We start from the raw sequence: 14,259 nt of genomic DNA, 5'->3' as shown, positions 1-14,259 counted from the left end.
GGCCATTCCGCCCTCCCCGCCCAGTAGAGTGACGCACTCGGGGGCCCACTGCGCTACACGGAGGGGTGGGGAGCGGGGATGACGGTCGGTACGGACAGACCCACACAGGCACGGAGCACCGCACCGCCGCACGCCCCGGAGCCACAGGACCCGACCGGTCCCGCCGGGAGCGAGACTCCCGCCGAGAGCGACGGATTCGTCGGGATCCACCCCGACGACCTGCCCGACGGCCTCGTCGTCGCCGACCGGACCGGCCGGGTCATCTGCTTCAACGCCGCCGCCAGCCGTATCACCGCCGTCCCCGGTGGCCGCGCCCTCGGCCTCCCCCTCGACCAGGCGCTGCCCCTCGAAGACCTCAAGGGACGCCGCTGGTGGACCCTGACCGATCCGTACGGCGGACTCGCCATCCGCCGCGGCCAGCCCGAGCGCAACCTGCTGCTGCCCGGCGGCCGCGAGGTCCTCGTCTCCGCCCGGTACGTCCGTGAGCACCCCACGGGACCGGTCCGCCGGGTCGTCGTCTCGCTGCGCGGCACCGAGGCACGCCGCCGCACCGAGCGCAGCCACGCCGAGCTCATCGCCACCGTCGCCCACGAACTGCGCTCCCCGCTCACCTCCGTCAAGGGCTTCACCGCCACCCTCCTGACCAAATGGGAGCGGTTCAACGACGAGCAGAAGCGGCTGATGCTGGAGACCGTCGACGCCGACGCCGGCCGCATCAAGCGGCTCATCGCCGAACTCCTCGACATCTCCCGGATCGACTCCGGGAGGCTCGAAGTGCGCCGCCAGCCCGTCGACATCGCCGCCGCCATCGGCCGCCACGTCCAGGTCCACATCACCGGCGGCCAGTCCCCCGACCGCTTCTTCGTACGGATCAGGCCCGGTCTTCCCGCGCTCTGGGCCGACCCCGACAAGATCGACCAGATCCTCGGGAACCTCCTGGAAAATGCGGTGCGTCACGGCGACGGAACCGTCACCATCGAGGTGGCACCCGCCAGAACCGGCGACGACGGAGAAGAGGGGACGGAGGTCACCGTGAGCGACGAGGGCCCCGGTATCCCCGAGGAGTCGATGAGCCGCGTCTTCACCCGCTTCTGGCGGGGCAGCAAACGCGGCGGCACCGGACTCGGCCTCTACATCGTCAAGGGCGTCGTCGAGGCCCACGGCGGCACCATCACCGTCGGAAGGGGCCCCCGAGGCGGGGCCGAGTTCCGATTTATCCTGCCCGTCGGCACCCCGGCCCATCTCATCTGACGAGACCAGACGAGATCAGGAGCCGTTCGGCCAGCCCACGGGCTCATTCGCGTCCCCTCACCCCGTTAGACTCGTCCTTTGGCACGTTTGCGCCCTTGACGTCGAGCGGGGCCGCCCAGCCAGCCAACGGAAGCACGGGAAGAGATGTCCGCACCCAATAAGTCGTACGACCCGGTTGAGGTCGAGGCACTGAAACCGGAAGAGATCGAGCGCATGCGGGACGAGGCGCTCGCCGCCTTCGCCGCCGCGGGCGACCTCGACGCGCTCGCGCAGGCGAAGACCGCGCACACCGGTGGCACCTCGCCGCTGGCGCTCGCCAACCGGGAGATCGGCGCCCTGCCCCCGCAGGCCAAGGCCGCCGCCGGAAAGCTCGTGGGCCAGGCCCGCGGCGTCGTCTCCAAGGCGCTCGCCGCCCGCCAGACCGAGCTGGAGGCCGACCGGGACGCCCGCGTCCTCGTCGAGGAGGCCGTCGACGTCACCCTGCCGTACGACCGCGTCCCGGCCGGCGCCCGCCACCCGCTGACCACGCTCATGGAGCGTGTCTCCGACGTCTTCGTCTCCATGGGGTACGAGGTCGCCGAAGGTCCCGAGGTCGAGGCGGAGTGGTTCAACTTCGACGCCCTCAACTTCGTCCCGGACCACCCGGCGCGCCAGATGCAGGACACCTTCTTCGTCGAAGGCCCGGAAGGCACCACGGGCGACGAGTCCGGTGTCGTGCTCCGTACGCACACCTCGCCGGTCCAGGCCCGCACCCTCATCGACCGGGAGCCCCCGGTCTACGTGGTGTGCCCCGGCCGCGTCTACCGCACCGACGAGCTCGACGCCACGCACACCCCGGTCTTCCACCAGATCGAGCTGCTCGCCGTCGACGAGGGCCTGACCATGGCCGACCTCAAGGGCACCCTCGACCACATGGTCCAGGCGCTCTTCGGCCCGGACATGAAGACCCGGCTCCGCCCGAACTTCTTCCCCTTCACCGAGCCGTCCGCCGAGATGGACATGCTCTGCTACGTCTGCCGCGGCGAGTCCGTCGGCAACCCGGACCGCCCCTGCCGCACCTGCGGCAGCGAGGGCTGGATCGAGCTGGGCGGCTGCGGCATGGTCAACCCGAAGGTGCTCGTCGCCTGCGGTGTGGACCCCGAGAAGTACAGCGGATTCGCCTTCGGGTTCGGCATCGAGCGGATGCTGATGTTCCGCCACAACGTCGATGACATGCGAGACATGGTCGAGGGTGACGTCCGGTTCACCCGGCCGTTCGGGATGGAGATCTGATGCGCGTCCCGCTTTCCTGGCTGCGGGAGTACGTCGACCTGCCGGCGACGCAGACCGGCCGAGACGTCCAGGCCAAGCTCATCTCGGCCGGCCTCGAGGTCGAGTCCGTCGAGCGGCTCGGCGCCGGCCTGACCGGCCCGCTGGTGGTCGGCAAGGTCCTCACCATCGAGGAGCTGACGGAGTTCAAGAAGCCCATCCGCTTCTGCACCGTCGACGTCGGCCAGGCCAACGGCACCGGCGAGCCCCAGGAGATCATCTGTGGCGCCCGGAACTTCGCCGCGGGCGACAAGGTCGTCGTGGCCCTGCCCGGCGCCGTGCTCCCCGGTGACTTCCGGATCGCCGAGCGTCAGACGTACGGCCGGGTCTCCCGGGGCATGATCTGCTCCGGCGACGAGCTCGGCATGGGCGACGACGGTACGCACGGCATCATCGTGCTGCCGCCGGAGCACGAGATCGGCACCGACGCCACGGTCCTCCTGGAGCTGTTCGACGAGGTCCTCGACATCGCCGTCACCCCGGACCGCGGCTACTGCCTCTCGATGCGCGGTGTCGCCCGCGAGACCGCCACCGCCTACGGCCTGCCGCTGCGCGACCCGGCGCTCCTCGACGTGCCCGCGCCGAACGCGTACGGCTACCCGGTCCAGATCACCGACCCCATCGGCTGCGACCGCTTCACCGCCCGCACCGTCGTCGGTCTCGACCCCGAGGCCCGCTCGCCGATCTGGCTCCAACGCCGCCTTCAGAAGGCCGGCATGCGCCCGATCTCGCTGGCCGTCGACGTCACGAACTACGTGATGCTGGAGCTCGGCCAGCCGCTGCACGCCTACGACCGCAGCCGGCTCGACGGCCCCATCGGGGTCCGCCGCGCCGAGGCCGGCGAGAAGATCACCACCCTCGACGGCACCGCGCGCGTCCTGGACGCCGCGGACCTGGTCATCACCGACAACCGCGGCCCGATCGGCATCGCGGGCGTCATGGGCGGCGTCAACACCGAGATCGCCGACCCGGTCACCGACCCGGAGACCGGCGTCGTCACCGGCACCACCGAGGTCGTCATCGAGGCGGCGCACTTCGACGCGATCTCGATCGCCCGCACGGCGCGCCGCCACAAGCTGTCCTCCGAGGCGTCCAAGCGCTTCGAGCGCGGCGTCGACCCGCAGGCCGCCGCCGCTGCCGCGCAGCGCACCGTCGACCTGCTCGTGCTGCTCGCGGGCGGCACGGCCGAGGCCGGCGTCACCGAGGTCAGCGCCCCGTCCGCGCCGCGCACGATCACCCTGCCGGCGAACCACCCGGACAAGGTCGCGGGCGTCGACTACGGCCGTGAGACCGTCGTCCGCCGCCTCCAGGAGGTCGGCTGCGACGTCTACGGCCAGGACGAGCTCGTCGTCACCGTGCCCTCGTGGCGCCCCGACCTCGCCGAGCCGAACGACCTCGCCGAAGAGGTCATCCGCCTGGAGGGCTACGAGAACCTGCCCTCCACGCTGCCGAAGCCCCCGGCCGGCCGCGGGCTCACCGAGCGCCAGCGCGTCCACCGCCGGGTGGGCCGCGCCCTGGCCGGCGCCGGCTACGTCGAGGCGCTGAACTACCCGTTCATCGGGGAGCAGGCGCTCGACCACCTCGGTCTCGACGCCGACGACGCACGTCGTCGGCTCGTGAAGCTGGTCAACCCGCTCTCGGACGAGGAGCCCGCGCTCCGTACGACGCTGCTCCCCGGCCTCCTGGGCGCGCTCCGTCGTAACGACAGCCGTGGCAGCCACGACCTGGCGCTCTTCGAGACCGGTCTGGTCTTCCGGCCCGAGGGACAGCCCGGCGTCGCCGTCCGGCTGCCCGTCGACCGCCGCCCCACCGCCGAGGAGATCGCCGAGGTCAACGCCGCGCTGCCCGCGCAGCCGCTCCGCGCCGCCGTCGTCCTCGCCGGGGCGCGCGAGCAGGCCGGCTGGTGGGGCAAGGGCCGTCCGTCCGACTGGGCGGACGCGGTCGAGGCCGGCCGGACCGTGGCCGCCGAGGCCGGGGTCGAGCTGATCATCAGCGCCGACCAGCACGCCCCGTGGCACCCGGGCCGCTGCGCCGCGTTCCACGTCGAGGTGGACGGCGAGAAGATCCTCGTCGGCCACGCCGGCGAACTCCACCCGCGCGTGGTGAAGGCGTTCGGTCTCCCGGCCCGCAGCTGCGCCATGGAGATCGACCTGACCCTGCTCGAGAAGGCGAACGAGGGCCCGCTCAGGGCTCCCCGGATCTCCTCCTTCCCGGTCGCCACCCAGGACGTCGCCCTGGTCGTGGCCGACGGCGTCCCGGCCGCCGAGGTCGAGGCCGCCCTGCGGCAGGGTGCCGGCGAACTCCTGGAGTCCATCCGGCTGTTCGACGTCTACACCGGCGACCAGCTCGGCGAGGGCACCAAGTCCCTGGCGTACGCCCTGAGGTTCCGCGCCACGGACCGCACCCTCACGGTCGACGAGGCCACCGCGGCCCGCGACGCGGCGGTGGCCCTGGCCGCCGACCGCACGGGCGCCGTCCTGCGCGGCGCCTGACCCGCGAGCACGACACCAGGAGGGCCGCCCCGGGATTCCCGGGGCGGCCCTCCGCCGCGTACGTGCGACCGGGATCCGGCCGCACGTACGCGTGGCGAGGCCATGGCGAAGGGCGGCGCGCCGGGGGCGCTCACTCCTTCGGGTGAGATCGTCGGGGGGTGTTCCCCGGTGGGTGGCGCGGTCGGCAGAATCGACGCGGCCGCAGGGGCGGACCTGTGTGCAGCAGGGCCTTCGGGCGCTGTCGGGGCTCGGGAAGGGCCGTGCATGATCCGTACGAGGTCGTTGCTCTCCGCTGGGTCCCGGCTCCGCCGGCTGGCCCCGCTCGCTCTTCCCACCGCGTGGGGTGCGGTGGCCGTGGCGTGGAAGTTCGGCTGTCCGCTGGCCCGGCAGCCGGGACTGCCGATGAGGATCGCCACCAGCGTCGTCTTCCTCACCGCCGGTATCGGCCTGGTGCTCGGCATCCGGCGCGGTCTCGTGCGCGAGCTGGCGCGGGTGCGGGCCGTCGCCGCCGCCACCCAGCAGGTGCTGCTCCGCCCACCGCCCTCCCGGCTCGACGGCCTCGCGCTGGCCGCGGGGCAGTTGTCGGCCACCCGGGGAGCGTCGGTCGGCGGGGACCTGTACGAGGCGGTGGCCACCCCCTACGGGGTGCGGATCGTCATCGGGGACGTCCGGGGTCACGGTCTCGCGGCGCTCGGCGCGGTGGTGGCCGTCCTCGGCAGTTTCCGCGAGGCCGCCCACGACGAGCCCGAACTCGGCGGGGTGCTGCGACGCCTTGAGCGGGCCCTCGAACGGCACCTGAGGGAGCGGGCGCGGGACGAGCACCCGGCGCGGACCGGGAAGGATCCCGAGCATCCGGCGGCGGAGGAGTTCGTGACCCTGCTGCTCCTGGAGGTCGCATCCGACGGGCGGCTCGCCGTCCTCAACTGCGGTCACCCCGGCCCGTACCGCCTCGGCCCGGTGGCGGAGCGGCTGCCGGTCGGCGACCCGCTTCCCCCGCTGGGAGTCCTGCCCCTGCCCGTCGCGCTCGCGCCGTACACGGCGGCCCGGCTGCTGCCCGGCGAGACGCTGGTGCTGCACACCGACGGCGCCGAGGAGGCCAGGGACCACCGGGGGAGGTTCTTCGCGCTCGACACCGCGCTCTCCGGGGTGCCGGGTGAGGCGCCCGCGGCTCTCGTCCGCCGCGTCCACACGGCCCTGCTGCACCACACGGGCAGCCGACTGGCCGACGACGTCGCGCTGCTCGTCGTACGGAACGACCGTGTCCGGGTTCCGGCGCAGCCCGCCGAACCCGGGCTGCGCCGCCCCCGGCCCGCCCCCTCCTCCCACTGCTGAGTGGAGGGGCGGGGGCCGGCGCCGCCCGCCCCGCCACGGAGTGTCGGGCAGATCAGCGGGGCGGGCGACGCGGACCGGGCGGCCGCACTGTTGAGGGGGGAGCCGGCGGCCCGGTCGTCGCCTTGCGGCGAGAAGCACAGTCAACCGGTACGGGGACGAGTGCGGCAGAGTACGCGGACGGGAAGAACGGGTACTTGGTTCACACCCCGTGCGAAATCGGCCACCGCTACGCTGAGTTCACCGATCGACCGGAGCGGTCATGCAGCCCAACACCTTGCTCGACGCCCTGCTCGACGAAGCGGGCGTCTCCAATGCCGGCCTTGCCGCCCATGTGAACCGGGCCGGCCGGGCCAGGGGTCTCGTGCTGCGGTACGAACACACCGCCGTGGCGCGCTGGTTGAAGGGTCAGCGGCCGCGCGGCCAGGTGCCGGACCTGATCTGCGAGGTGCTCGCCGCGCGGCTGCACCGGCAGGTGACCCTGGACGACATCGGGTTCGGCGTACCGGACGGGCCGCTGCCCGCCGGTTCGCCACTCTCCGGGTTCGTGGAGCGGGCGGCCGCCCTGTGGCGCTCCGACGAGCAGCAGCGGCCGCACATAGTCGGCGCGTCGGCCGTGACCGGTACCCCGGCGGTGATGCCGGTGTGGGAGTGGGAGAACCCGCCGGAGGACATGGACGTCTCCCGTACCGGCCGGACCGCGGTCTCGTCCGCCGACATCACCGTGCTGAGCTCGGCCCGCTCCCATTACGAGCAGATGTACCGCAAGGCCGGGGGCATCGCGACCCGCGCCCGGATCGTCGGCTTCCTCACCACCGAGACGGCGCCGCTGCTGCGGGGCTCGTACAGCGACGCCCTCGGACGCCGGTTGCACCGCGCCACCGGAGGGCTCGTGGCGGTGGCGGGCATCTGCGCGTACGACGCGGACGCGCACGGTCTCGCCCAGCGCTACTTCCACCAGGCGCTGCGGCTCGCGAAGGCGAGCGGGGACCGGGGGCTCGGGGCCTATGTGATCGCGCTCCTCGTCAACCAGTCGCTGTTCATGGGGGAGTACCGGCAGGCGGTGGCGTTCGCGGAGGCGGCGCTGCGGGCGGCGGGGCGGCAGATCACCCCGGCGCTCGCGGCCGACCTGACGGCGATGCAGGCGAAGGCGTACGCGCATCTGGGTGACGGGGCAGCGGCGTTGGCCTGTATCGGGCGGGCCGAGGCGGCGGCGGAGCGGATCCGTCCGGGGGACGAGCCGGCCGAGACGGGCTATGTCCAGCCGGGGTTCGTCAACGTGCAGGTCGCCGAGGCCCTGCTCAGTCTGGGTGATCTCACCGCGGCCCACGAGCACGCGTCGATGGCGGTGGGGACGCCCTCGCACGACCGGGGCCGGGTGCACCGGCTCGCCATGCTGTGCCAGATCGAGCTGCGGCAGGGGGAGGCCGACGGGGCGGCGCGTACGGCCGTGGAGATGACCGAGCGGGCGCGGGGGATGGAGTCGCGGCGGCTGCGGGACCGGCTGCGGCAGGTGCGGGAGCATCTCCTCGCGAGCGGCGGTGGCGATGCCCGGGAGGCGGCGGCTCTCATCGACGGAGCCCTACGCGTTCCCCTCTAGGCACCGAACTGCTGCGATATTGCCACCAAACAAGCACCGACCAGTCGGAAGGTGGCAAGAACGTGCAGTGGACGAAACTGAGCGAACGCTCTGTCTATGAGAATCGCTGGTTCCAGGTGAACCTCGCGGACGTCGAACTCCCGGACGGCCGCCACCTCGACCACTATCTGATCCGGCTCCGTCCGGTCGCCGTCGCGACCGCCGTCAACGAGGCCGACGAAGTACTGATGCTCTGGCGCCACCGCTTCATCACCGACAGCTGGGGCTGGGAGCTGGCCGCCGGCGTCGTCGAGGACGGCGAGGACATCGAGACGGCCGCCGCCCGCGAGATGGAGGAGGAGACCGGCTGGCGGCCGGGGCCGCTGCGCCATCTCCTCACCGTCGAACCGTCCAACGGCCTCACCGACGCCCGACACCACCTCTACTGGGCGGAGCGGGCCACGTACACGGGACCGCCCGCGGACGCCTTCGAGTCCTCCCGGCGGGCCTGGGTGCCGCTGAAACAGATCCCCGACATGATCACCCGGGGCGAGATCCCGGCCGCCAACATGGCCGCGGGGCTGCTGATGCTCCACCACCTGCGCCTCGGCTGAGGAACGCGGGAACCCGGGAGCGCGGGGATGCCGGAGCCCGGGAATGCCGGACGGCCCGTACCTGTGCGGGTGTACGGGCCGTCCGGTGATCATGGGGTGGCGCGGGGGATCAGGCGTACGGGTAGAAGCCCGAGCCCGTCTTCCGGCCGAGCCGGCCCGCGTCCACCATGCGCTGGAGCAGCGGGGGAGCGGCGTACAGCGGCTCCTTGAACTCCGCGTACATCGAGTCGGCGATCGAGGCGATCGTGTCCAGACCGATCAGGTCCGAGAGCTTGAGCGGGCCCATCGGGTGGGCGCAGCCGAACTCCATGCCGTTGTCGATGTCGTCGCGGCTCGCGATGCCCGACTCGAACATCCGGATCGCCGAGAGGAGGTACGGCACGAGCAGCGCGTTGACCACGAAACCGGAACGGTCCTGCGCGCGGATCGCGTGCTTGCCGAGCGTCTTCTCCGCGAAGGCCTGCGCCCGGCTGATCGTGCCCTCGGAGGTGGTGAGGGCCGGGATCAGCTCGACGAGCTTCTGCACCGGGGCCGGGTTGAAGAAGTGGATGCCGATGACCTGGTCGGGGCGGGAGGTCGCCACGGCCAGCTTCACCAGTGGGATGGAGGAGGTGTTCGAGGCGAGGATGGCGTCGGGCCGGGTCATCACCTGGTCGAGCACCTGGAAGATCTCGGTCTTGACCTGCTCGTTCTCCACGACCGCCTCGATGACGAGGTCACGGTCGGCGAACTCGCCGAGGTCGGTGGTGAAGCTGAGGCGAGCGAGCGTCGCGTCCCGCTCCTCCTCGCTGAGCTTGCCGCGTTCGGCGGCCTTCGTCAGCGAGTTGTAGAGCCGTGTGCGGCCGATCTCCAGCGCCTCGCCGGTGGTCTCGGCGACCCTCACGTCAAGGCCGCTCCGGGCACACACCTCTGCGATGCCCGCGCCCATCTGGCCGCAGCCCACCACTCCGACGCGCTCAATGTCGGCCATGGAGTCCGTCACCTCGTGCCTTTCGCTGTTCTCTGGCGGCGGGGCCCGTGTGATTCCGATGCGTCCGCCTCGACCCCACGACGTTACCGCTCATTAACCGATGATCGATCGCCCGGGGCGGGCATGCTGTCCGGGTGGGTGTGAGGTATGCGACAGACGAGGGGTACAAGTGCGGCCTATCGGCAGAAGAGGGTTCGTGGCGGGAACGGCCGGGGCGGTGCTGGCCGTGACGGGAACGACGGCGCCGGCGGCGGCCGGGTCCGAGGCGCCGGTACGAGGGAGCGCACCCCGCCGGGACGCGTTCCGTGGTGTGTGGATCGCCACGATCTCCAACCGCGACTGGCCCTCCCGCAGCGGTCTGAGCGCGGCGGAGCAGCGCGCCGAACTCCTCGCCCACCTGGACATGGCGGTCGAGCGCCGGCTCAACGTGGTGGTCCTCCAGGTCCGGCCGAGCGCCGACGCGCTGTGGCCTTCGCCGCACGAGCCGTGGGCGGAGTGCCTCACCGGGACGCAGGGCCGCGACCCCGGCTGGGACCCGCTCGCCACGGCGGTCGAGGAGGCCCATGCGCGGGACCTCGAACTGCACGCCTGGTTCAACCCGTACCGGGTGGCGAATCACACGGATCGGTCCCGGCTCGTCGCCGGCCATCCGGCCCGGGTCCACCCGGAGTGGGTGCTGCCCTTCGGCGGGAAGCTCTACTACAACCCCGGACTGCCCGAGGTCCGCCGCTTCGTGCAGGACGCGATGCTGGACGCCGTGCGGCGCTACGACATCGACGCCGTGCACTGGGACGACTACTTCTATCCGTATCCGGTGGCCGGGCAGGAGTTCGCCGACGACGAGGCGTACGAGCGGTACGGCGGGGACTCTCCCGACAAGGCGTCCTGGCGGCGGCGCAACATCGATCTGCTGGTCTCCGAGATGTCCGTCCGCATCAAGGAGGTGAAGCCGGACGTGGCCTTCGGGATCAGCCCCTTCGCGGTCTGGCGGAACGTCACCACCGACCCGGCGGGCTCCGACACGAGCGGCGGGATCCAGACGTACGACGATCTGTACGCCGACAGCCGGAAGTGGGTCCGGGAGGGGTGGCTCGACCACGTGGTGCCGCAGCTGTACTGGCACATCGGGCAGTCCGCCACGGACTACGCCAAGCTGCTGCCCTGGTGGGACAAGGTGGTCCGGGGCACCGGAGTCGGCCTCTACATCGGTGAGGCGCTCTACAAGGCGGGCGATCCCGCGCAGTCCGAGGCCTGGCAGGACCGGAAGGAGCTGTCACGCCACCTGGAGCTCGCCGCCGGGCACCCGTCGGTCGGCGGCCACTGCTTCTTCGCCGCCAAGGAGGTCGCGGAGGACCCGATCGGGGCGATGGCGACCGTGGTGGCCGACCACTACCCGACCAGGGTCCGTCCGCCGAAGGAGAGGGGTCAGCGGGCCTCCGCCTCCGGGTGATGGCGTACGACGGTGTCGGGGCCCGGTGACATCAGGGCCTCGTGACCGTCGTCGTCGAACTTCACGCGGTACGGGGGAGTGCCGTCCTCCCCCAGTACCTGAAGGACCTCGGCCGTACGGTCGTGATGACCGACGGTCCGGCCGTGCACCAGCAGTTTGTCGCCCACGCTCGCCTGCATCGGGGTGACCTCCTCGCGACGGAGCCTATGACTGCCATTGTGACCCGGGTCACCCCGATCCGTCGCGTCAGCTCTTCGCCCGCTGGGTCACCGCGATGCAGACCAGGACGGCCACCGCCGCCAGCGGGGCGGCGAGCGGCAGGATCTCGTCCAGCAGGAACACCGACCAGAAGAGGGTCAGGAGCGGCTGCGCGAGCTGGAGCTGGCTCGCCTTCGGGATGCCGATCGACGCCATGCCCCGGTACCAGACGTACAGGCCGAAGAAGGTGGAACCGGCGGCGACCCAGACCAGGCCGATCACACCGTGGGCGTTCAGGTGCACCGGCTCCAGGGACAGCCCCACGGCGGAGCCGACCAGCATCAGCGGCAGGCACAGGACCAGGGCCCAGCCGATGACCTGCCAGCCCGGCATGAGTCGGGCGAGGCGCCCGCCCTCGGTGTAGCCGGCCGCGCACACGAGGAGCGCGCCGAAGAGGTACAGGTCGCCCTGCGACACGGCCCCACCGCTCTGCTGGAGCGTGAAGCCGAGGACCACGACCGCGCCCGCCACGGCGGCGAACCAGAAGGTGCGCGACGGTCGCCGGCCGGTCCGCAGCGCGGCGAGGGTCGCCGTGGTGAGGGGGAGGAGGCCCACCACGACGGCGGCGTGCGAGGTGGTGGAGGTCTGCAGGGCCAGGGTCGTCAGGAGCGGGAAGCCGATGACGACACCGCCGGCGACGACGGCGAGACCCACCCAGTGGCGCCGCTCCGGCAGCGGGACCCGGCCGACGAGGAGGAAGGCGCACGCGATGAGGCCGGCGAGCGCGGAGCGCACGGCCACCAGCGACCAGGGGCCGAAGCTCTCCAGGCCCCAGGCGGTCGACGGGAAGGTGAGCGAGAAGCACACGACGCCGAGGACGGCGAGCAGGGTGCCGCGGGGGAGCGGGTCGGCGGCGCCACCAGGAGCGCTACCGGGGGAGGTGCTCGCGGAGGCGCTTCCGTCGGTGGCGGTGGCCGCTATCGTCGTGGAGGCAGTAGCGCTATTCTGTGCTGTCATGAACGAGCGTAGCAGTGTCGCGGAACTGGCGCATTCCTTGAGAGCGGAGCTGAACCGCTACTCACCTGGTGGAAAGCTGCCGTCGAGTCGCGCGCTCGTCGAGCGCTACCGCGTCTCCCCGGTGACCGTCACCCGAGCCCTCGCCCAACTCGCCTCCGAAGGGCTCGTGGTCACCCGCCCCGGCGCCGGGGCCTTCCGCGCCGAGCCCCGTACCGCCGTCCCCGCCACGGGGGACACCTCCTGGCAGGAGGTCGCCCTCAGTGCCGACACCGCGACGGAACTCGTGCCCCGTTCCGTCGACGCCTCCGGCGTCCTCGTCACCCTCTCCGCGCCGCCGCCCGGAGTGATCGAGTTCAACGGCGGTTACCTCCACCCCTCGCTCCAGCCCCAGCGCGCCCTCGCCGCCGCCCTCGCCCGCGCCGGGCGCCGCCCCGGCGCCTGGGGCAGGCCGCCCACCGACGGCCTGCCCGAGCTGCGCGAGTGGTTCGCCCGCGAGATAGGCGGCAGTGTCACCGCCGCCGATCTGCTCATCACCGCCGGCGGCCAGCCCGCCATCACCACCGCCCTGCGCGCCCTCGCCCCGCCCGGCACCCCCGTCCTCGTCGAGTCGCCCACCTACCCGGGCATGCTCGCCGTCGCCCGCGCCGCCGGACTGCGCCCCGTCCCCGTGCCCGCCGACGCCGACGGGGTCCGCCCCGAGCTCCTCGAAGCCGCGTTCCGCGCCACCGGGGCCCGGGTCTTCGTCTGCCAGCCGCTCTTCCAGAACCCGACCGGGGCCGTGCTCGCGCCGGAGCGGCGCCGCGAGGTCGTCCGTATCGCCCGTGCCGCCGGAGCCTTCGTCGTCGAGGACGACTTCGCCCGCCGTCTCGTCCACGGGGACGCGCCGCCGCTCCCCGCCCCGCTCGCCGCCGAGGACCCCGACGGTGTCGTCGTCCACGTCTGCTCGCTCACCAAGGCCACCTCGCCCAGTCTGCGGGTCGGCGCCCTCGCCGCCCGCGGTCCCGTCCTGGAACGGCTGCGCGCCATCCAGGTCGTCGACAGCTTCTTCGTCCCCCGGCCGCTCCAGGAGGCCGCGCTCGAACTCGTCGGATCGCCCGCCTGGCACCGTCATCTGCGGGCCGTCGCCCAGGAGCTCAAGAGCCGCCGGGACCTGCTGGCCGGTGCCGTCGCCCGTCATCTGCCCGAGCTCGCCCTGCCCCATTTCCCCTACGGCGGCTACCACCTCTGGTCCCGCCTCCCCGACACCCTCCCCGAGGCCGCCCTCGTCGCCGGGGCCCTGCGGACCGGCGTCGCCGTGACTCCCGGCCGCCCCTACTTCTGCGCCGAGCCCCCCGCCGGGCACATCCGGCTGAGTTTCGCGGGTGTCGCGGGCCCCACCGAGATCGTGGAGGGCGTGCGCCGGCTGCGGACGGCGGTCGACGAGCTCACCGCCTGACCGCGCGGGAAGGGCCGGGCGGGCCTCCGTGCCCGCCTCCCCCCGACGCCGGTCCGGGCAAATTCACCTGACAAGCCCCGGTGTCACTGGAACCCTGCGGGCATGAGCGACAGCATGACCCCAGCAACCCCCGTCATGCACGGGACGTACGAGATCTCAGCCGACCCCGCACGGATCGACGCCGCCCGCGTCCACCACTGGCTCTCCACGGACGCCTACTGGGCCCTCGGCCGACCTCGGGAGAAGCAGGACGCCGCCATCGCCGGATCCCTCAACCTCGGCGCGTACCACCGCGAGACCGGCGAGATGGCCGCCTACGCGCGCGTCGTCACCGACTACGCCACCTTCGCCTGGCTCTGCGACGTCTACGTCGACCGCCCGGCCCGCGGCACCGGCCTCGGCACCGCGCTCGTCACCGCCGTCCGCGACCACCTCGCACCGCACGGACTCGGCCGCATCATGCTCGCCACCGCCGACGCGCACGGTGTGTACGAAAAGGTCGGTTTCTCGCCACTGCGGAATCCGGACAAGTGGATGGCTCTCGGGCAGCAGTGAGCCGGAGCCCCTCCCGTCCCGGTGAATGACCCCTTGACCTGCGGAGCCTCCGGCCTCACGA

At 72.6% G+C, this 14,259-nt stretch carries 12 protein-coding genes; 9 read left to right on the top strand and 3 right to left on the bottom strand.

All coding sequences use genetic code 11. The features are described 5' to 3' along the window. The first annotated feature begins 78 nt into the window (after window positions 1-78). The 6 genes from ACIRB7_RS20670 (at window position 79) to ACIRB7_RS20645 (ending at window position 8,573) form a co-directional block, all read left to right on the top strand. Entirely contained in the window at window positions 79-1,251 is a 1,173-nt protein-coding gene (locus ACIRB7_RS20670) for an ATP-binding protein (RefSeq protein WP_403600473.1), read from the top strand. A 144-nt stretch (window positions 1,252-1,395) separates the two neighbouring features. Continuing rightward, window positions 1,396-2,523: a phenylalanine--tRNA ligase subunit alpha gene (gene pheS / locus ACIRB7_RS20665; RefSeq protein WP_351220719.1), complete on the top strand. Its 1,128-nt coding sequence runs from the start codon at window positions 1,396-1,398 to the stop codon at window positions 2,521-2,523. Further along, a complete protein-coding gene (pheT, locus tag ACIRB7_RS20660) occupies window positions 2,523-5,051 on the top strand; it encodes a phenylalanine--tRNA ligase subunit beta (protein WP_403600469.1) in 2,529 nt (842 codons plus the stop codon). Before pheS ends, pheT begins: the two co-directional genes overlap by 1 nt. A 264-nt stretch (window positions 5,052-5,315) precedes the next feature. Further along, window positions 5,316-6,383: a PP2C family protein-serine/threonine phosphatase gene (locus tag ACIRB7_RS20655; RefSeq protein WP_403600467.1), complete on the top strand. Its 1,068-nt coding sequence runs from the start codon at window positions 5,316-5,318 to the stop codon at window positions 6,381-6,383. Between the two features lie 259 nt (window positions 6,384-6,642). Beyond that, window positions 6,643-7,980, top strand: coding sequence for a transcriptional regulator (locus tag ACIRB7_RS20650; RefSeq protein ID WP_403600464.1), 1,338 nt, complete (start codon window positions 6,643-6,645; stop codon window positions 7,978-7,980). Window positions 7,981-8,042: 62 nt separating this feature from the next. Then, window positions 8,043-8,573, top strand: coding sequence for an NUDIX hydrolase (locus ACIRB7_RS20645; protein ID WP_403600461.1), 531 nt, complete (start codon window positions 8,043-8,045; stop codon window positions 8,571-8,573). 109 nt (window positions 8,574-8,682) lie between these two features. On the opposite strand, the gene ACIRB7_RS20640 is transcribed toward ACIRB7_RS20645, so the two are convergent. Next, window positions 8,683-9,543: a 3-hydroxybutyryl-CoA dehydrogenase gene (locus ACIRB7_RS20640; protein ID WP_351216355.1), complete on the bottom strand. Its 861-nt coding sequence runs from the start codon at window positions 9,541-9,543 to the stop codon at window positions 8,683-8,685. Window positions 9,544-9,739: 196 nt separating this feature from the next. Here ACIRB7_RS20640 and ACIRB7_RS20635 point away from each other — a divergent pair, with 196 nt between their 5' ends. Beyond that, window positions 9,740-10,993 (top strand): glycoside hydrolase family 10 protein, encoded by a 1,254-nt coding sequence (locus tag ACIRB7_RS20635; protein WP_403600456.1) that lies wholly within the window; start codon window positions 9,740-9,742, stop codon window positions 10,991-10,993. Here the strand turns inward: ACIRB7_RS20635 and ACIRB7_RS20630 are convergent. Continuing rightward, window positions 10,969-11,172: a DUF1918 domain-containing protein gene (locus tag ACIRB7_RS20630; protein WP_403600453.1), complete on the bottom strand. Its 204-nt coding sequence runs from the start codon at window positions 11,170-11,172 to the stop codon at window positions 10,969-10,971. The genes ACIRB7_RS20635 and ACIRB7_RS20630 overlap by 25 nt on opposite strands. A 67-nt stretch (window positions 11,173-11,239) precedes the next feature. Continuing rightward, the gene (locus tag ACIRB7_RS20625) at window positions 11,240-12,208 is read right to left on the bottom strand and encodes a DMT family transporter (RefSeq protein WP_403600450.1); all 969 of its coding nucleotides are present in this window, start codon (window positions 12,206-12,208) and stop codon (window positions 11,240-11,242) included. On the opposite strand from ACIRB7_RS20625, the gene ACIRB7_RS20620 reads away from it, so the two are divergent. Further along, window positions 12,207-13,643, top strand: a complete 1,437-nt coding sequence (locus tag ACIRB7_RS20620; protein WP_403600448.1) for a PLP-dependent aminotransferase family protein — start codon at window positions 12,207-12,209, stop codon at window positions 13,641-13,643. The two genes, ACIRB7_RS20625 and ACIRB7_RS20620, sit on opposite strands and share 2 nt — an antisense overlap. Before the next feature lie 102 nt (window positions 13,644-13,745). After that, complete coding sequence (locus ACIRB7_RS20615) at window positions 13,746-14,198, top strand: GNAT family N-acetyltransferase (protein WP_403600445.1); 453 nt, start codon at window positions 13,746-13,748, stop codon at window positions 14,196-14,198. Window positions 14,199-14,259 lie beyond the last annotated feature (61 nt).

This window comes from Streptomyces sp. NPDC093795 (assembly GCF_044764665.1).
Taxonomy (GTDB): domain Bacteria; phylum Actinomycetota; class Actinomycetes; order Streptomycetales; family Streptomycetaceae; genus Streptomyces.
The sequence above is the reverse complement of the archived record's forward strand: the minus strand, read 5'-3'. Positions and strand labels throughout refer to the sequence as shown.